This is a genomic window from Actinacidiphila yanglinensis (genome assembly GCF_900107965.1).
Lineage (GTDB): Bacteria > Actinomycetota > Actinomycetes > Streptomycetales > Streptomycetaceae > Actinacidiphila > Actinacidiphila yanglinensis.
In genome coordinates, this window is the sequence record NZ_FNVU01000004.1 from 612,375 (window position 1) to 630,156 (window position 17,782).

Consider the following 17,782-nt stretch of genomic DNA (forward strand, 5'->3'; position numbering starts at 1 on the left):
CGTGCGCGTCGACGTCCCCCACGCCTGGCCGGCCGACGAGGCCGAAGCGCTCGCGCTCCAGGCGCGGCTGCGCCCGCTCGCGGACGACCGCGGTCCCGGCCCGGCCGCGCCCCGCCTCGTCGCGGGCCTCGACGTCGCCTACGCGGGCGACGGGCGGGGCGTCGGCGACCTCGTGGCGGCCGCGGTGGTGGTCGTCGACACCGCGACCCTCGGCGTGGTCGAGCGCGCCACCGCCACCGCGACGACCACCTTCCCCTACATACCGGGCCTCTTCGCCTTCCGTGAACTGCCCGCCCTGGTCGAGGCGCTGCGCGGCCTGACGGTCACCCCGGACCTGCTGCTGTGCGACGGGCACGGCCGGTCCCACCCGCGCCGCTTCGGGCTCGCCTGCCACCTCGGGGTGCTCACCGGCCTGCCCACCGCGGGCGTCGCCAAGACGCCCTTCGTCGGCCGCCATGTCCCGGCCGCCCTCGGCCCCGACCGCGGCGACCACGCGGATCTCGTGGACGGCGGGGACGGCGGGGCCGGCGGGGCCGGCGGCGGGGAGGTGGTCGGCCGCGCCCTGCGCACCCAGGCAGGCGTCAAACCCGTGCACGTCTCCACCGGCCACCTCATCGACCTGCCCACCGCCTGCGCCCACGTCCTCGCCCTCGCGCCCCGCTACCGCCTGCCGGAGACCACCCGCCAGGCGGACCGGCTCAGCCGGGACGTCCTGCGGGCGGCGGCCGGCTGACCCTCCGGTCCGCCCGGTCCGCCCGGCCCGCCCGGACCGCCCGGTCCGCCGTCCTTCCGCCGGGACCGGCGCCGCACCGCCCCGATACCTTCGGGGGGTGACCGACGCGCCGCCGCCCTCCGAGATGCCCGAGCTGTTCTCCTGGCAGTTCGCCACCGACCCCTACCCCGCGTACGCGTGGCTGCGCGAGCACGCGCCGGTGCGGTGGACGACGCTGCCCAGCGGGGTCGGCGCGTGGCTGGTGACGCGCTACGCCGACGCCCGGCAGGCGCTGGCCGACGGCCGGCTGAGCAAGAACCCGGTGCACCACGCGGGGGAGTCCCTGGCGAAGGGCAGGACCGGCATCCCGGGGGAGCGGAACGCGGACCTGATGACGCATCTGCTGAACATCGACCCGCCCGACCACACCCGGCTGCGGCGGCTGGTGTCGAAGGCGTTCACCCCGCGCACCGTCGCGGTCTTCGAGCCGCGGGTGCGCGAGTTGACGGACGGCTTCATCGACGCGTTCGCCGGCCGGGGCGAGGCGGACCTCATCCACGAGTTCGCCTTCCCGCTGCCCATCCACGCCATCTGCGACCTGCTCGGCGTGCCCCGGGAGGACCAGGGCGACTTCCGCGACTGGGCCGGGATGATGGTGCGTCACGCCGTGCCGGGCCAGGGCGGCGGCGGGACGCGGGGTGGGGTGGCCCGGGCGGTGAAGAAGATGCGCGCCTACCTGGTGGAGCTGATCCACCGCAAGCGCGGCGACCTCGGCGACGACCTGATCTCCGGCCTGATCCGGGCGAGCGACCACGGCGAGCACCTGACGGAGAACGAGGCCGCCGCGATGGCCTTCATCCTGCTCTTCGCGGGCTTCGAGACCACGGTCAACCTGATCGGCAACGGCGTGCACACGCTGCTGGCCCACCCCGCCCAGCGCGCCGCCCTCCAGGACTCGCTGGCCGCCGGCGACGGCACCCTGCTGGAGACCGCGGTCGAGGAACTGCTGCGCTACGACGGCCCGGTGGAGATGGCCACCTGGCGGTACGCCACCGAGCCGCTGGAGATCGGCGGCCGGCCGGTCGCGGCCGGCGACCCGGTGCTGGTGGTGCTCGCCGCCGCCGACCGCGACCCGGCCCGGTTCGACACGCCCGACACGATCGACCTTGCCCGCCGTGACAACCCGCATCTCGGCTACGGCCACGGCATCCACTACTGCCTCGGCGCGCCGCTCGCCCGGCTGGAGGCGCGAACCGCCTTCGCCGCGCTGCTCACCCGGCTGCCGGACCTGCGGCTCGCGGCGGAACCGGACGATCTGCGCTGGCGCGGTGGCCTGATCATGCGCGGCCTGCGTACGCTGCCGGTGGCGTTCACCCCCGAGGCGCGGCCGGCGAGCTGACGCCCTGTCACCAACGTGATCGCGACGTGACGATCGCTACACCGACTTGTGACGCGCCCGTCAACCCCGCTACGTTCTCCGGTCAACGCAAGGCGTTTCCCGTGTGGTCCATGGCACGACGCGTGACATGGCGCGCGGCACGCCCTACGGCTTGAACGAAAGGCGACCGCATGCTCTCGTCCGGTAACGGCCGGCACCGACGCCCCCGGCAGGCGCCGGCGGCAGTGGTGACCGTGGCGACCGCCGCCGCGACAGGTGTCGGTATCGCGCTCCCCCTGATCAGCGCAGGCTCCGCACAGGCGGCCGGCGCGGGCACGTGGGACAAGGTCGCGATATGCGAGACCGGCGGCGCGTGGAGCGCGAACACCGACAACGGCTTCTACGGCGGCCTGGCGATCACCCAGGCCACCTGGGACCAGTACGGCGGCGACACGTACGCCAAGCGCCCCGATCTCGCCACCCGCGCGCAGCAGATCACCGTCGCGCAGAAGATCCTCACCGACCTGGGCCCCAACGCGTGGCCGGGCTGCGAGATCGGCACCGGTCTGCTGACCGACCTCACGAAGCCCGACGTCGACCCCACGGCGACTCCGGTGCCCGACCCGTCGGGTCCCACCGGCATCCAGCCGAGCTCCGGTTCGACCGCCACCCCGTCCGACCCCGGCACCGGCACGCCGAGCGCCTCGCCGACGACACCGGCCACCCCGAGCACCCCGGCTTCTCCGTCGACCGGGACGCCCACCACGGGCACGCCGTCCACCGGCACCCCGAGCACGCCGCCGGCCTCGACCACGCCGGCGGCCCCGACCGGCCCGGTCACCACCGACCCGACCGGCTCCGGCACCCCGAGCACCGGCTCCGGCCGGCACGGGAAGCCGTACGACCCGACCGAGGAGCAACTGGCCGCGCAGGACCGGGCCACCCGGACCGAGGTCTACTCGACCGCCGACCCGAACGGCGACGGCGCCCAGGGCGCCGGGAAGGCCGCCCACCCGTCCAAGCCGGCCGCCGGGGACCCCGCCCAGGGCACGACCCAGGGCAAGAGCGCCACCGACGGCTACGAGGTCGCCGACGGCGACTCGCTCTCCGGCATCGCCGCCGCGCACCACGTGTCGGGCGGCTGGAACCAGCTCTACGAGACCAACCACAAGCTGATCGGCGACGACCCCAACCTCATCAAACCGGGACAGATCCTCAACATTGGCTGAGACAAAGGCGCGTGGCGACCGGAAGACAAACCGGACGTATCAACTTCCGGTCGCCGCCGACGATGTGACAAGCATCTCGCCGCCCGCATCGGCCGCCCGAAGGTCAACTCGCGAATGCCACCCTCCCGACCTGCGTCGATGCCCACCGTCCGAGCGGGACCGGCCAGTTGGTGTCCGTTATCGGAACGTTTGAACAACCCGGTGCGGTGTGCTTAACGTCTTATCGCTCGCCACAGCGGGCCCCGTCCGGAGCGGAACGCCGAGTCCTGCCGCCGCACCACGGGAACAGCCGACGCGAAAGCGCCGCAGGCAGGAGCGGGGGACCCAAGGTCTTCCGCCGGACCAGCCGCACGCCGCGGCGACGGACAGCACCGTCGCTGCCCTCGCGGCAGCACGGTCCGGCTCGGGGTGAAGCCGATGCGCCGCACGAAGCGGCCCGGCCGGGCAACTCACGTCCGAACCCGACAGCTCACCTCGTAGGCGTCGGTGAGGGCTGAAAACACCATGGGTAAGCACCGTCGTGCCTCGAAGAAGTTCGTCCGCATCGCCACGCTCGCCGGCGTCGCCGGCACCGCGATCACCGTTCCGCTGATGGCCGCCACCTCGGCCTCCGCCGCTTCCGTCGCCACCTGGGACAAGGTCGCCCAGTGCGAGTCCGGCGGCGACTGGTCCATCAACACCGGCAACGGCTACTACGGCGGCCTGCAGTTCTCGCAGTCCAGCTGGGAGGCGGCCGGCGGCCTGCAGTACGCGGCGCGCGCCGACCTGGCCACGAAGGACCAGCAGATCGCCGTCGCCGAGAAGCTGCTCGCCATGCAGGGCCCGAGCGCCTGGTCCTGCGCCGCGGCCGGCGGCCTGACCGCCGGTGGCCCGTCCCCCGACATCAACCCGTCGGGCTCCTCCTCGTCGTCCTCCTCCACGGCGGCCACCCCGGCGCCGTCGACCCCGTCGACCACGACCACCACGCACTCCAGCACCCCGCAGAGCAGCCGCAGCACCGCGCGGCCGGCCCACATCCTCAAGGGTGACGGCGAGTACACCGTGGTCAAGGGCGACAGCCTCTCGAAGATCGCGGCGGCCCACCACGTGGCCGGCGGCTGGAAGAAGCTGTACGCGCTGAACCACAAGATCGTGAAGCAGGCCGACCTGATCTACCCGGGCCAGCACCTGCACCTGAGCTGAACACCGGGTAACACCGGAACGAAGGTCCCCACCACCCCGGCCGGGTGCGCGCACTCCTCCGCGCGCGCCCGGCCGGCGTGTTCGTGCGGGGCGCTGTCGGCCGTTCGTCCCAAGGGCCGGGCCGACGGCCGACTCGGGACGGGAAGCCGGTTAGGCTCATCCCGATAAAGAGAAGACATCTCAGAAGGAGACAACGTGCCGTCCATCGACGTCGTCGTAGCCCGGGAAATCCTCGACTCGCGAGGCAACCCCACCGTCGAGGTCGAGGTCGGCCTCGACGACGGCAGCACCGGCCGCGCCGCGGTCCCGTCCGGCGCCTCCACCGGCGCCTTCGAGGCCCTCGAGCTGCGGGACGGCGAGAGCGACCGCTACCAGGGCAAGGGTGTGCGCAAGGCGGTCCTGTCGGTCAGCGACCAGATCGGCCCGGAGCTGGTCGGGTACGACGCGACCGAGCAGCGGCTGATCGACCAGGCGATGCTCGACCTGGACGCCACCCCGGACAAGTCCTCGCTCGGCGCCAACGCCATCCTCGGCGTCTCGCTGGCCGTCGCGCACGCTGCCTCCGAGGCGTCCGACCTGCCGCTGTTCCGCTACCTCGGCGGCCCGAACGCGCACGTGCTGCCGGTGCCGATGATGAACATCCTCAACGGCGGCTCGCACGCGGACTCCAACGTCGACATCCAGGAGTTCATGATCGCGCCGATCGGCGCCGAGTCCTTCTCCGAGGCCGTCCGCTGGGGCGCCGAGGTCTACCACACCCTCAAGGGCGTGCTGAAGTCCCGCGGCCTGTCCACCGGTCTGGGCGACGAGGGCGGCTTCGCGCCGAACCTCGGCTCCAACCGCGAGGCGCTCGACCTGATCCTGGAGGCCGTCAAGCAGGCCGGCTACACCCCCGGCCAGGACATCGCCCTCGCGCTCGACGTGGCCGCCTCCGAGTTCTACAAGGACGGCAAGTACCAGTTCGAGGGCGGCGAGAAGTCCGCCGCCGAGATGACCGAGTACTACGAGGAGCTGGTCGCGGCCTACCCGCTGGTCTCCATCGAGGACCCGCTCTTCGAGGACGACTGGGCCGGCTGGAAGGTCCTCACCGACCGCCTCGGCACCAAGGTGCAGATCGTCGGCGACGACCTGTTCGTCACCAACCCCGAGCGCCTGCAGAAGGGCATCGACAACGACACGGCCAACGCGCTGCTGGTCAAGGTGAACCAGATCGGCTCGCTGACCGAGACGCTGGACGCCGTCGAGCTGGCCCAGCGCAGCGGCTACAAGTGCATGATGTCGCACCGCTCCGGCGAGACCGAGGACGTCACCATCGCCGACCTCGCCGTCGCCACCAACTGCGGCCAGATCAAGACCGGCGCCCCGGCCCGCTCCGAGCGCGTCGCGAAGTACAACCAGCTGCTGCGGATCGAGGAGATCCTGGACGACGCGGCGGTCTACGCGGGCCGCAGCGCCTTCCCGCGCTTCAAGGGCTGACCCGCCCCCGACGGGTCGGCGCCCGCGATGGGCTGACGACCCGTCAGCCTGCGGACGTCCCCGCACCCGGTCCCGTACCGTGGTGCGGGGACGTACGCATCTGACCGTCAGCAGGACGGCGAGGGGAGTCACGGCGTGGGGTCGGACCGCTTCTCTGACCGCTTCACCACCGCGGCCCGGCTCAAGGCCATCGGCCAGGAGGCGCAGGCACGCGTCTACCGTGCCGCGGCCCGGCGGCCGGTGCGGCGCAACAAGCTCACCGGGCGGGCGGCGCTGCTCGCCCTGGTGCTGTGCGCGCTCGTCGTCGCCCTGGCCTATCCGACCCGGCAGTACATCGCCCAGCGCTCGGACATCGCCGACCAGCGCCGGGCCGCCCAGCAGGCCGAGCAGAAGGTCGAGCAGCTGCGCGCGGAGAAGGCCCGCTGGCAGGACCCGGACTACGTCCGCACCCAGGCCCGCGCGCACTTGCACTTCGTGCTGCCGGGCGAGACCGGCTACTCGGTCGCGGGCTCCACCCCGGCCGGCGACTCCGACCCCGCCGCCGAGCGCCGCGCCAGCGACGAGGCGGCCGCGCGCCGCCCGTGGTACGACAACATGTGGGACGGCGTCGACCAGGCGGACGCCGCGGCGGCGCCCCGGCACTGACCGCGGTGCCCTGCCCCCGGAGGCCCGACCGGGTTCCGGGGCCCGGTCGCCGCGCACGTCCCACCGGCCCGACTCCCGCACACCGCAAAGCAGAACGGTTCATGGACACCTCCCCGCAGCACACCCCGCCCACCGAGGCCGACCTCGCCGCCGTGCGCGAGCAGCTCGGCCGTCCGCCGCGCGGCCTGCGCGCCGTCGCGCACCGCTGCCCCTGCGGCAACCCCGACGTCGTCGAGACCTCGCCCCGGCTGGAGGACGGCAGCCCGTTCCCCACGACGTACTACCTCACCTGCCCGCGCGCGGCCTCCGCGATCGGCACCCTGGAGGCAGACGGCGTGATGAAGCAGATGTCCGCCCGGCTCGCCGAGGACGCGGACCTGGCCGCCGCCTACCGCGCCGCGCACGAGGACTACCTGGCCCGCCGCGACGCCATCGAGGTGCTGCCGGGCTTCCCCAGCGCGGGCGGCATGCCCGACCGGGTCAAGTGCCTGCACGTCCTGGCCGCCCACGCGCTGGCGGCCGGGCCCGGTATCAACCCGCTGGGCGACGAGACGCTGGCGCTGCTGCCCGAGTGGTGGGCCAAGGGCCCCTGCGTGTCGGCCCAGCCACCAGAGCCCACCGGGCCGGACGCGGCGGCCGCCGGACTGCCCGGGACGTCCGGGAGCGCCGATCAGGGCGCCGGAGACGGCAAGGGGGCCGCGTGAGCGTCCGGGTGGCCGCGGTGGACTGCGGCACGAACTCGATCCGGCTGCTGGTCGCCGACGTCGACCCGGCCACGGGCGCGCTCGTCGACCTGGACCGGCGGATGCGGATCGTCCGGCTCGGGCAGGGCGTGGACCGCACCGGCCGCCTCGCCCCCGAGGCACTGGAGCGCACCTTCGCCGCCTGCCGGGAGTACGCGCAAGTGATCAGCGGTTACGGGGTGCCCCCGGAGCGGATCCGCTTCGTGGCCACCTCCGCGTCGCGGGACGCCGAGAACCGGGACGACTTCGTGAAGGGTGTCGTCGGCATCCTCGGAGTGCGCCCCGAGGTGATCTCCGGCGCCCAGGAGGCGGAGTTCTCCTTCACCGGCGCGACCCGCGAGCTGGTCGGCGCGGACGACCTGGACGCCCCGTACCTGGTGGTGGACATCGGCGGCGGCTCCACGGAGTTCGTGCTCGGCGACCACGAGGTGATCGCGGCCCGCTCGGTCGACATCGGCTGCGTGCGGATGACCGAGCGCCACCTCGTGGTGGACGGCGCGGTGGTGGACCCGCCGACCCCCGAACGGGTGGCCGCGATCACCGCCGACATCGACGCGGCCCTCGACGTGGTGGCCGCCGAGGTGCCCTTCGACCGGGCCCGCACCCTGGTCGGCCTGGCCGGCTCGGTGACCACGCTGTCCGCGATCGCCCAGGACCTGCCCGGCTACGACCCGGCGGCCATCCACCACTCCCGGATCAGCGTCGAGCGGGTGCGGGAGATCACCGGCCGGCTGGTGGCCGCCACCCACGCCGAGCGCGCCGCGATCCCGTCCATGCACGAGGGCCGGGTGGACGTGATCGCGTCGGGCGCCCTGGTGCTGCTGCGGATCATGGAGCGCACGGGCGCGAAGGAGGTCGTGGTGAGCGAGCACGACATCCTCGACGGGATCGCCTTCGGAGCCGCGGGTTGACCCGGCCGAAAACGGGTACGGGCTAGGCGTTCGCGGGTAAGCAAGCGCTCAGAAAGTATCCCGCATCACAGCGGAGACCTGGTGACTCGCTGCGCTACGTACGGGTAACTTCCCAGAGGGTCCGGCGAACGGCCCGGGGCCGCGCTGCCCCGTCCCGCTGTCCCGGACGCCGGTCCCGGAAGCCGTTCCCGCAGGTCGGTCGCGGTCGCCGGTCCCGGATGCCGTTCCCGCAGGTCGGTCGCGGTCGCCGGTCCCGGAAGCCGTTCCCGCAGGTCGGTCGCGGTCGCCGGTCCCGGATGCCGGTCCCCGCAGTCCCGCCGCCTCGAAGAGGAGAGTCGCGATGCCCGAAGCAGTCATCGTCTCAGCCGCCCGTTCGCCCATCGGGCGCGCCTTCAAGGGCTCGCTCAAGGAACTGCGCCCGGACGACCTGGCCGCCACGATCATCAGGACCGCGCTGGAGAAGGTGCCTCAGCTCGACCCGCGCGACATCGAGGACCTGATGCTCGGCTGCGGCCTGCCCGGCGGCGAGCAGGGCTTCAACATGGCCCGGATCGTGGCGGTGCGGATGGGCATGGACCACCTGCCCGGCTGCACCGTCACCCGTTACTGCTCCTCCTCGCTCCAGACCACGCGGATGGCGCTGCACGCCATCAAGGCCGGCGAGGGCGACGTGTTCGTGTCGGCCGGCGTGGAGATGGTCTCGCGCTTCACCAAGGGCAACTCCGACAGCCTGCCCGACACGATGAACCCGCTGTTCGACGAGGCGCGGGCGCGGACCGAGAAGCGCGCGGAGGAGGGCGGCGGGGAGTGGCACGACCCGCGCGAGGACGGCGCCGTGCCGGACGCGTACATCGCCATGGGCCAGACCGCCGAGAACCTGGCCGCGCTCAAGGGCATCAGCCGCCAGGAGCAGGACGAGTTCGGCGTCCGCTCGCAGAACCTGGCCGAGCAGGCGCTGGCGAACGGCTTCTGGGAGCGCGAGATCACCCCCGTGACGCTCCCGGACGGCACCGTGGTGGCCAAGGACGACGGGCCGCGCGCCGGGGTCACCCTGGAGGGCGTGGCGGGCCTCAAGCCGGTCTTCCGCCCCGACGGCACCGTGACGGCCGGCAACTGCTGCCCGCTCAACGACGGGGCCGCCGCCCTGGTGATCATGTCGGACACCAAGGCCCGCGAGCTCGGCATCACCCCGCTGGCGCGGGTGGTCTCCACCGGCGTCTCCGGGCTGTCCGCGGAGATCATGGGCTACGGCCCGGTGGAGGCGTCCAAGCAGGCGCTGAAGCGGGCGGGGATGGGGATCGGCGACATCGACCTGGTCGAGATCAACGAGGCGTTCGCCGCCCAGGTCATCCCGTCCTACCGGGACCTGGGTATCGACCTGGACCGTCTGAACGTCAACGGCGGCGCGATCGCGGTCGGCCACCCCTTCGGCACGACCGGCGCGCGGATCACCGGCACGCTCCTCAACAGCCTGCAGTTCCACGACAAGCAGTTCGGGCTGGAGACGATGTGCGTCGGCGGCGGCCAGGGCATGGCGATGGTGCTGGAGCGGCTGAGCTGAGCTTTGTCACCCTGCGGCACGGCGCGACTGCGCTGTGCACGGAGTGTGACGTAAGTCGCAATCAAATTGCCCCCGGGACGTGATTTTCCCGGGGGCACTCGCGTTTGGGCAGGTCAGTCGGGGTGGTTCGGAGCAGGAAGCACGCACAGACCTGTTCAATTCATGACGTTCCGCACTGCAAAGGCCAGGGGTTTACCGGCAGAGTGAGTGAGGGGGTAGTTTCGTCCACCGTCCCGGTGGGCATTGCTCGGGTCGCATCAGTCGGGAGAACGTCAGTGAGTGTGAACTTCACCGTCCTGCTGGTCGCCGCGGGTCTCGCCGTGGCCACGGGTGCCGCAGCCCTGCTCACCGCCCGCGGCACCCGCCGCGAGGTGTCCGCCCTGCGCCGCGAACTGGCCGGGCTGAGCGTTCCCGGTCCCCGGGACGGCGCCGCCGACATCCGCTCCGCCGTCGCCGAGGCACTCGCCGACGAGCGGGAGCGCGAACTGGCCGAGGCGCGCGCCTTCTGGGCCGAGCAGGAGGCCCGGGAGGGCGCGGAGGACGCCGGGCTGCCGCGCGGCCCGTTCGGCGCCCTGGGGGGTCTCGGCGGCCCGGCCGCCCCCGGTCCCGTGGCTGCCCCGGGCGACGAGCCCGCGGACGGGCCGGCCGGCCTGCCCGGGCACCGCGACTACGAGGTGCCGCCGGTGCTGCCCTACCTGCCGCGGCAGGCCGACTTCGCCGGGATCGAGCCCGGCCTGGACGCCACCTTCGACGCCGCCTTCGACGCCGCCCGGGACGCCGCCGCGGAGCCGGAGGCCCCCGAGGTGACGCTTCCCGCGCCCGGCGCGATCCCGCACCCCTCGGGCCCGGACTTCGCGCCCTCGCCGGTGGTCGCCTCCCAGGATCAGACCGCGGACCGGCTCACCGACCTCGCCGACGGCCGCATCCCGCTCGCCGACGTCCGCCCCGGCCCGCTCGGCACCCTCGACGTCTACGTCTTCGCCGACGGCACCACGCTGTGCATGACCCCGGGGCACCGGGAGACCGCCCTCAAGCTGTGCGAGGCGCTCGACCGCGGCGACACCCCGGTGCTCCGCGGCGGCTCCGCGATAGCGGGCGCCTACGCCCTGACCTTCGCCTACGGTGACGAGGCGGTCTACGTCCTCGCCGACCGCGTGGTCGCGTCGCTGTGAGGCGGGCCGGCGCGGCCTGACCGGAGGTCGCCGGGCGGCCGTCGTCCGGTCGCGGGTTCAGCCGATGCTCTTGGCGGCCCGCGCCACCCGCTCCAGGGCCTCCGCCGCGATCTCCGCGGCGCGTTCGGGTGCGGCCGAACCCAGTGCCATCGCCAACTCGTGCCCGGCGACGGCGAGTTGGTCGCCCACCACGAACACCCCGTCGTTGGGCAGGTGGTGCGGCGCGCGATCCGGGAACTCCAGGGCCTCCGCCTGGGCGGCCAGCCAGCGGGCCAACTCCAGTGCCTCGGCGGCGGCTCCGCCCTGGAGCCGGCGTTGCGGCAGCGACCGCAGCCGCCCGGCGAGTCGGTCGACGGCGGTGTGCAGCGCGGTGCGATCGGACATGCCGCGACCCTACCCGCGCGACCCGGCGCACCCGCGCGGAGCGCGTTCGCACCGATATCCGTCCGCCCCGCATGGTTGCCAACGCCCGACCTCTCGGGCACGGTGGGGTGACCGGACCGCATACCGGAGGCGCCATGTACGCAACGCACTTCTCCGACCAAACCCACCGGAACCTGCTCGACCGCATCCCGCACTGCACCGGCCGCGAGGTCAGCGACTGGCTGAACGACCTCGCCGAAGGCCCCGCCTTCCTCCGCTTCGACGAGAAGGTGAGCTGGCTGCGCAGCGAGCACGCCCTCTCCTACGGCCACGCCAAGGCCCTCGTCCACGAGTACGACCTGCGCCGGGCCCGGCGCAACCTCGCGTAGCCGGCCGCGCCGCCCGCACCGGCCCGCCCGGGCGCGCCCGCGACGCCCGCCTCACCCTCACTCCCTCAGGATCGCGATCAGGCGCAGCAGCTCCAGGTAGATCCAGACCAGGGAGAGGGTGAGGCCGAACGCGGCCAGCCAGGAGGTCCGTTGCGGTGCGCCGCGCCGGATCCCGTCCTCGATCTGCTGGAAGTCCAGCGACAGGAAGAACGCGCCGAGCAGGATCCCGAGCACGCAGAAGGCGATGCCGAGCCCACCGGTGCGGATGCCCAGCCCGTCGCCGCCGCCGAACGCCGAGAACAGCAGGTTCACCACGATCGCGGCCACGAACGCGAACGACACCGCCAGCCCGATCCGCTGGTAGCGGGCGGTGACGCGGATCAGCCGTGCCCGGTAGGCGATCAGCATGCCGGCGAAGATCGCCATGGTGCCGAGCACCGCCTGGACCGGAGCGCCCTTCCACGCCTCGTTGTAGGTGCGGCTGAGGACGCCGAGGAAGACGCCTTCGAAGAAGGCATAGCCGAGGACGAGAGCGGGCGAGGGGGTCCGCCGGAACCCTTGCACGATCGCGAGCACGAACGCGATGACGGCGGCCCCCATCGCGAGGCCGAGCTGCTCCGGCAGCGCGAACCAGCCGAGCAGCACGCCGACGACGACGGTGCCGAGGGTCGCCGCGGTGCGGGCGACGACGCCGTCCATGGTCATCCGGCCGGTCTGCGCGGCCCCGGCGGCGGGGCGGGCGTACAGCGCGTCGAGCTGGGCGGGCGTCAGGTCCCGCGGCTGCGCCGCGGTGCCGCCCTCGGTGAAGCCGCGACCGGTCAGCACGGGATTGCTGCTCTTCATCACAGTCCTCCGGAACCACGCCTCCGGACCGCGCGCTGCGGCGCCGCCCTCAGCGTAAGCGGACGGCGGAGGGGCCGCACGACGGTCGCGGACGGGTGCGGCCCGGGTCCGGGTCAGCGGCGCCGGCGGCGGAAGAGGCCCCGGCGGGAGACCTGCGGCGCGCCGTCGGGCGCGTCGCTGCCCCGGCCGTTGCCGCCGGCCGGCGCGGAGTTGCCCCCGCCCCCGCCGGCCCGCTCCTTCTCCTGCTCCTGCTCGGCCCGCGCGATCGTGGCGAGCAGGTCGCGGGCCAGCCCGGTGTACGTCGCCTCCAGCCACGGGCACAGCAGCACCAGGCGGCACAGCGAGCCCAGCACGGTCACCTCGCGGGTGCGGTACGCCTTGGCCGCCGCCAGCATCCGCTCGGTCACCCGCAGCCCGACGTCCTCGCGCACCGACGGGTCGACCCAGGCGGTGGCCACCATGGCGAAGGCCGCGGTCTCGGCGAGCCAGTCCTCGGGGCCGTCGAGGAGGTCGAGCAGGACCGAGCGGCGCACCGAGTCCGGCCACGGCTCGTCGGCGCGGTGGTGGGCCACCCCGAGGCAGGCGAAGGTCTGCACCGCGCGGATCCACAGCTCGGGCCGGTACGCCCGCAGGTAGCGGCCCTGCTCGTCGTCGGGCGGCTGCGGCGGGTGGACCATGACGCCGAGCAGGTCGTCCAGCGGCAGGCCGGACAGCCGCACCCCGTGGTCGTAGGCGGCCGGGATGTGCGGCCAGGACGCGGCCGCGGTGTCCCGTACCAGCCGCGTCGCGTCGGGAGAGGGCGCGGGCACGGCCGGGCGGGCGACCATGCCGTCGTAGGTCCACAGGGTGCGGCCGACCGCGCCGACCGGCTCGCGCGGATCGGGGTCGCCGACGGAGCGGCTGGAGACCCGGCCGCCGGGGAACGCCATCAGGAACGCCAGCACCGCGCTGGGCGGTTCGATCATCGAGGCGACCAACTGCACCTGCTGGCCGCGGTCGGCGGCGGTCCCGGGATCGCGCAGGATCTGCTGGAGCACGTTGACGGTGGCCTCGGTCGCCCCGGCCACCACGCCGAGCCACGGCTGCCACTCGCTGTGCCGGGCCAGCACGGTGGTCGCGTAGGAGTGGTCGGGATGGGCCCGCAAGTGGTCGGCGAGCGCCAGCAGATGGGCGGGGTCGCCGTCGGCGGCGTACCGCACCCCGAGCACGGCCGGGCCGGCCTGCGGGTCGTCGGGGCGCGCGGCGGCGGCCCGTTCGGCCCACGGCAGGCCCTGCGCGGCTCGTCCGGTGGACGCGTACAGCTCGGCGATGTCGACCATCAGCGAGAGGTCGGTGGCGTCGCGGGCGATCTCCTCGCGCCACACCCGCAGCGCGTCGTCGGGCCGCCCGGCCGCCCTGAGCGCGTATCCGAGCATGATGCTCGGGATGTGGTCGGGCTGGAGCCGGTGCGCGCGCTCCGCCCATGCCACCGCCCGGTCGGTGTCGCCGGTCCTGCGGGCCAGCGCCGAGCCGATCGCGGACAGCCGGGGGTCGTCGGGGTGGCGTTCGACCACGGCGACGGTCAGTTCGTAGAACGGCCGCACCGCCTCGCGGGCCCGTTCGGGCAGCGGATCGGGCAGTGCGGTGACCATCTGGGCCAGCGCCCGCGTCATCAGCGGGGCCGCCAGCAGGCCGGGCAGCGCGTCCCGGGTGAGCCAGGCGACGTGCGCCCAGGGGTGGTCGTGGCGGGACCGGATCGCCGTGGCGATCAGCAGCACCGCCTCGCCCCACTCCTCGCAGGCCGCCAGCAGGTGCGCGCGGCAGACCAGGCTCCCGGCGAACGGCCGGTCCGCGGGGAAGAACTCCAGCGCGGCGGCCGGTCCGCCGGCCCGCCCGGCCAGTTCGGTCAGCGCCTCGTGCGCGTCGGGCAGCCGTGGATCGGCCGCGAACGCGCTGCCCAGGTGGTCGGCGGCGTGCGCCAGATCACCGCCGTCCATGATCAGCCGGGTCAGCGCCACCTCCCCCTCCGCGGCCAGCCGCTCGTCGCCGCCCTCCCCCCGCGCGTCCGCGCCGTGCGCCCGCCGTCCGTTCATGTGCCCGCCCCTCGGTCTCGCGTGCGCACCCACCCCCCGTCCCCGGGGCGGTGCGTGCCGACGATGCCGCCGGTGCCGACGGTATTACCCGCGTCGCGTGCCCGGGGACCGGGGTGACCGCACCGTGACCGGTCCGGCTCGCCGTCCGGCCGATTCGTGCTGGACGCCAGGGGCCGGGCGCGGTATCACTGAGGGGTGGAGACGAACACGCGTTCGAACATCAGGGAGCAGGTCATGCCACGCCCCGACCACATCCGTGCCCTGCACACGGCGCTGCTGACCGCCCTGCGCGGGCTGCCGGTCTTCCCGCTGTCGCGCACCAAACTCCCCGCGGTCCGCTCACCGCACCGCGACGAGCCCCGGTCCACCGACTGCCGCGGCGAGTGCGGCCGCCCCGGCCACGGGGTGTACGACGCGACCACCGACCCCGACCGCATCCGCGCCCTGTTCGCCATGGCGCCCTGGGCGACCGGGTACGGCATCGCGTGCGGCCGGGCCCCGCACCACCTCGTGGGCGTCGACCTCGACGTCAAGCACGGCGCGGACGGCATGGCCGCGCTGGCCGCCCTCGCCGGGCGGCACGGCTTCGCCATGCCGCCGACCGTCACCGTCCGCACCCCCAGCGGCGGCCGCCACCTGTGGCTGACCGCACCCGGCCCGGTGCCCAACTCCGCGGGCCGGCTCGGTCCCGGCATCGACGTGCGCGGCGCCGGTGGTTACGTCGTCGGTCCCGGCTCCCGCACGGTCGCCGGCCACTACCTCCTGGAGCCCGGCACCGCACGGCACCCCCTGGCCCCGGCCCCGCCCGCGCTCCTCCTGCTGGCCGCCCCGCCCGCGCCGCCGTCCCCGTCCACCGGCGAGGGCGCCGCGCCGCCGCGGCACCCCGCCGAGAAGCGCGCCGCCGCGCTCATCCGGTTCGTGCTCGACTCCCGCGAGGGGGAGCGCAACGGCCGCCTCTTCTGGGCCGCCTGCCGTGCCTACGACGCCGGCCTCGGCGACGCGCTGGCGCCCGCGCTCGTCACGGCCGCCGTCCACACCGGGCTGGGCGAGCGCGAGGCCGCCGCGACGGTCGCCTCGGCCGGCCGGCTGCGGGCCGCCGTGGAGCCGTGAGGCGGCCCGCGCCCATCCGGCACGCACGCGGTTGCGGGCAAGCGTGTTGGGCCGGAAGGTGGCAGGGGCCCTTGGCCGGCCGGTCCTGGCGCAGCTGTCCCGGCCCCCTCGGCCGCCCCGGCCTCCTCAGCCGCCCTGGCCGACCGGGCTCGGCAGCCGCCGGGCCGCCGGCTCGGGCTCGGGCAGTCGCGGCACGAACGGGCCGGCCATCGCCGTCGTGACCAGCGCCATGATCACCATCATCGTGAACATGCGGTGGTCCAGCACGCCCATCGTCACCCCCGCGTTGAGGATGATCAGCTCGGTCAGGCCGCGGGTGTTCATCAGGAAGCCGACCGTGCGGGAGTCCCGCCAGGACAGGCCCGACAACCGCGCCGCGCCGGTCGCCCCGATGAGCTTGCCCGCGCAGGCCACCGCGGCGATGGCCGCCAGTTGCAGCCAGCCGCCGCCACCGAGCTGGGTGACGTCCACGGACAGGCCGGTGCTCACGAAGAACACCGGCAGCAGGAGCGTGGTGATGTGCTCCATCGGCTCGCGCACCCGCGCCTGGAGGCCGTAGCCGGCCTCCCGCGGCATGACCAGGCCGAAGGAGAAGGCCCCGAAGATGGCGTCGAGCCCGATCTGGTTCGTGACGTAGCCGGCCACGAAGGCGCCGCCCGCCAGGATGCCGAGCAGCAGCGGGGAGACGTCGCCGTCGGAGCTCATCCGGTCGACCAGCAGCTTCAGCAGCGGCCGGACGACCAGGGCGAGCACCGCGACGTACAGCGCGGACCAGCCGACGATCCGCAGCAGGCTGCCGGAGCCGCTGGAGGCGGCGACCGCGGAGATGACGGACAGCATGCACCAGGCGAGGACGTCGCCGACCGCGGCGCTGGCCAGCGCGAGGGTGCCCACCCGGGTTGCCTGCAGGCGGTGTTCGAGGATGATGCGGGCCAGCACCGGGAACGCCGTGATGGCCATGGCCGTGCCGACGAAGAGGGTGAACGCCGTCTCGCCGACGTGGTGCCCGGCCACGGTGGTGTGGTCGTGGTAGAGCCAGGTGGCGAGCCCGATCCCGGCGGCGAAGGGCAGCGCGATCGAGGACAGCGAGACACCGACGACGGAGTTGCGGCTCCTGCGGATCTCGCCGGGGCTCATCTGCCAGCCGATGAGGAACATGAAGAGCAGGATGCCGACCTGGGCGATCGCCGAGAGGTCGGTCCGCCCGGCGACGGGGAAGAGCCGCGCGGGCAGGTTCCCCGGCAGCAGTCCGAGCAGGCTCGGGCCCAGGGCGATGCCGGCCAGGATCTCGGCGATGACCTGCGGTTGCCGTAACCGCCGGAAGACCGGGGCGAGCGCGGCGCTGAAGATCAGGACGGCCGCGACGTCGGCCATCGCCTCGGCCAGCAGTTGCGTCGGATTCTGGGCCATGGGACTTCCCCTGGGTCGTCGGATCCACTCGGACACGGGACGTGCGTCACGCCGGACGAGCTGTGCGAGGAGCCGCCTCCTGCCGGTACGAGGAGCCGGTACGGGGAGGGGAGGGTTGGGGCGGGCGGCGGCTGACGTGGCGCCAGCCGCCCCGCGGGTCTCAGTCCTTGATCTCGCAGATGACCGCGCCCGAGGAGATCGAGGAGCCGACGTCGGCGGTGAGCCCGATAACGGTGCCGGCGCGGTGGGCGTGGATCGGCTGCTCCATCTTCATGGCTTCGAGGACGACGATCAGGTCGCCTTCGGCGACGGTCTGCTTCTCCTCGACGGCGACCTTCACGATCGTGCCCTGCATCGGGGAGGCGAGGGTGTCGCCGGAGACGGCGGTCGCCGTGCGGCGGCCCGGTCCCCGGCGCCGCGGCCGGGCCTGCTGGGCGGCCAGGCCGCGGGCCAGCACCGTGCTCAGCTTGGTGGGGAGGGAGACTTCGAGGCGTTTGCCGCCGACTTCGACGACGACGGTTTCGCGGCTGCCGGTTTCCTCTTCGTCGGGGGTGGTGCCGGTGAAGGGGGGGATGGTGTTGTCGAA

17 protein-coding genes are annotated in these 17,782 nt (G+C 74.1%); 12 read left to right on the forward strand and 5 right to left on the reverse strand.

Annotation, left to right across the window (positions count from 1 at the left end; translation table 11 throughout):
• The first annotated feature begins 1 nt into the window (after window position 1).
• From C4U44_RS12520 to C4U44_RS12565, 10 genes are all read left to right on the forward strand, one after another.
• On the forward strand, window positions 2-733 hold the full coding sequence (locus C4U44_RS12520) for an endonuclease V (RefSeq protein ID WP_103885774.1): 732 nt from the start codon (window positions 2-4) through the stop codon (window positions 731-733).
• A 124-nt stretch (window positions 734-857) separates the two neighbouring features.
• A complete protein-coding gene (locus tag C4U44_RS12525; protein WP_103885847.1) occupies window positions 858-2,111 on the forward strand; it encodes a cytochrome P450 family protein in 1,254 nt (417 codons plus the stop codon).
• Between the two features lie 170 nt (window positions 2,112-2,281).
• A complete protein-coding gene (locus C4U44_RS43445; RefSeq protein WP_103885775.1) occupies window positions 2,282-3,319 on the forward strand; it encodes a LysM peptidoglycan-binding domain-containing protein in 1,038 nt (345 codons plus the stop codon).
• 504 nt (window positions 3,320-3,823) lie between these two features.
• Window positions 3,824-4,501, forward strand: coding sequence for a LysM peptidoglycan-binding domain-containing protein (locus tag C4U44_RS12535; protein WP_103885776.1), 678 nt, complete (start codon window positions 3,824-3,826; stop codon window positions 4,499-4,501).
• A gap of 195 nt (window positions 4,502-4,696) precedes the next feature.
• On the forward strand, window positions 4,697-5,977 hold the full coding sequence (gene eno, locus C4U44_RS12540; RefSeq protein ID WP_103885777.1) for a phosphopyruvate hydratase: 1,281 nt from the start codon (window positions 4,697-4,699) through the stop codon (window positions 5,975-5,977).
• A gap of 135 nt (window positions 5,978-6,112) precedes the next feature.
• Entirely contained in the window at window positions 6,113-6,622 is a 510-nt protein-coding gene (locus C4U44_RS12545; protein ID WP_103885778.1) for an FtsB family cell division protein, read from the forward strand.
• A 101-nt stretch (window positions 6,623-6,723) separates the two neighbouring features.
• Complete coding sequence (locus C4U44_RS12550; protein WP_103885779.1) at window positions 6,724-7,326, forward strand: DUF501 domain-containing protein; 603 nt, start codon at window positions 6,724-6,726, stop codon at window positions 7,324-7,326.
• Window positions 7,323-8,276, forward strand: coding sequence for a Ppx/GppA phosphatase family protein (locus C4U44_RS12555; RefSeq protein ID WP_103885780.1), 954 nt, complete (start codon window positions 7,323-7,325; stop codon window positions 8,274-8,276). The genes C4U44_RS12550 and C4U44_RS12555 overlap by 4 nt, the downstream gene beginning before the upstream one ends.
• Before the next feature lie 340 nt (window positions 8,277-8,616).
• Complete coding sequence (locus C4U44_RS12560) at window positions 8,617-9,837, forward strand: acetyl-CoA C-acetyltransferase (RefSeq protein WP_103885781.1); 1,221 nt, start codon at window positions 8,617-8,619, stop codon at window positions 9,835-9,837.
• 275 nt (window positions 9,838-10,112) lie between these two features.
• Window positions 10,113-11,009: a hypothetical protein gene (locus C4U44_RS12565; RefSeq protein ID WP_235032008.1), complete on the forward strand. Its 897-nt coding sequence runs from the start codon at window positions 10,113-10,115 to the stop codon at window positions 11,007-11,009.
• 57 nt (window positions 11,010-11,066) lie between these two features.
• Here the strand turns inward: C4U44_RS12565 and C4U44_RS12570 are convergent, their stop codons facing one another.
• A complete protein-coding gene (locus tag C4U44_RS12570) occupies window positions 11,067-11,393 on the reverse strand; it encodes a hypothetical protein (protein WP_103885783.1) in 327 nt (108 codons plus the stop codon).
• A gap of 134 nt (window positions 11,394-11,527) precedes the next feature.
• On the opposite strand from C4U44_RS12570, the gene C4U44_RS12575 reads away from it, so the two are divergent.
• On the forward strand, window positions 11,528-11,761 hold the full coding sequence (locus C4U44_RS12575) for a DUF4287 domain-containing protein (RefSeq protein ID WP_103885784.1): 234 nt from the start codon (window positions 11,528-11,530) through the stop codon (window positions 11,759-11,761).
• Window positions 11,762-11,818: 57 nt separating this feature from the next.
• Here C4U44_RS12575 and C4U44_RS12580 read toward each other — a convergent pair whose 3' ends face one another.
• Complete coding sequence (locus C4U44_RS12580; protein WP_103885848.1) at window positions 11,819-12,604, reverse strand: Bax inhibitor-1/YccA family protein; 786 nt, start codon at window positions 12,602-12,604, stop codon at window positions 11,819-11,821.
• Between the two features lie 113 nt (window positions 12,605-12,717).
• Window positions 12,718-14,676 (reverse strand): tetratricopeptide repeat protein, encoded by a 1,959-nt coding sequence (locus C4U44_RS41105; RefSeq protein ID WP_146088252.1) that lies wholly within the window; start codon window positions 14,674-14,676, stop codon window positions 12,718-12,720.
• A 234-nt stretch (window positions 14,677-14,910) separates the two neighbouring features.
• Here C4U44_RS41105 and C4U44_RS12590 point away from each other — a divergent pair, with 234 nt between their 5' ends.
• Window positions 14,911-15,786, forward strand: a complete 876-nt coding sequence (locus tag C4U44_RS12590) for a bifunctional DNA primase/polymerase (protein ID WP_103885849.1) — start codon at window positions 14,911-14,913, stop codon at window positions 15,784-15,786.
• A 126-nt stretch (window positions 15,787-15,912) separates the two neighbouring features.
• On the opposite strand, the gene C4U44_RS12595 is transcribed toward C4U44_RS12590, so the two are convergent.
• Together C4U44_RS12595 and C4U44_RS12600 are read right to left on the reverse strand one after the other, a co-directional pair.
• Window positions 15,913-17,196 (reverse strand): cation:proton antiporter domain-containing protein, encoded by a 1,284-nt coding sequence (locus C4U44_RS12595; RefSeq protein ID WP_103885785.1) that lies wholly within the window; start codon window positions 17,194-17,196, stop codon window positions 15,913-15,915.
• 160 nt (window positions 17,197-17,356) lie between these two features.
• The coding region (locus C4U44_RS12600; protein WP_146088253.1) for a biotin/lipoyl-containing protein at window positions 17,357-17,782 on the reverse strand (426 nt) is incomplete at its 5' end.